This is a genomic window from Vescimonas sanitatis, from assembly GCF_049060325.1.
Taxonomy (GTDB): domain Bacteria; phylum Bacillota; class Clostridia; order Oscillospirales; family Oscillospiraceae; genus Vescimonas; species Vescimonas sanitatis.
Genome location: NZ_JBMGPW010000036.1, coordinates 1 through 491 on the forward strand (window position 1 = coordinate 1; position 491 = coordinate 491).

Consider the following 491-nt stretch of genomic DNA (forward strand, 5'->3'; position numbering starts at 1 on the left):
CCTCTGGAGGAATCCGTGCTCTCCGTCACCGACCTGCGCCCGCTCGACACCGCCACCGCGGACCTGTCCCGCATCATCCCGCGGGCGAACGTGGACGTGTCCTCCGTGGTGCCGGTGGTCGCCCCGATCATCGAGCAGGTCCGCCACGGCGGCGAGCAGACCCTGCTGGAGCTGGCTGAGCGGTTCGACGGTGTCCGTCCGCCGGCCCTGCGCGTGCCCGGGGAGGCGCTCGAGGCCGCCCTGGCCGGGCTCGACCCGCGGGTGCGCGCCGCCCTGGAGGAGTCGATCCACCGGGCCCGGCTCGTGCACGACGCCCAGCACCCCCAGGACTCCTCGGTCGAGCTCGGCGAGGGCGCCGTCGTGGAGAACCACTGGATCCCCGTGGGCCGCGTGGGCCTGTACGTGCCCGGCGGCCGCGCCGTGTACCCCTCCTCGGTGGTGATGAACGTGGTGCCCGCGCAGGCCGCCGGCGTGGGGAGCCTCGCGGTGAC

1 protein-coding gene is annotated in these 491 nt (G+C 75.2%); it reads left to right on the forward strand.

Annotated elements, in window-relative coordinates; all coding sequences use genetic code 11:
• Positions 1-15: 15 nt before the first annotated feature.
• On the forward strand, positions 16-491 hold a 476-nt coding region (locus tag ACOMDU_RS13630; RefSeq protein WP_421130701.1), incomplete at its 3' end, for a histidinol dehydrogenase.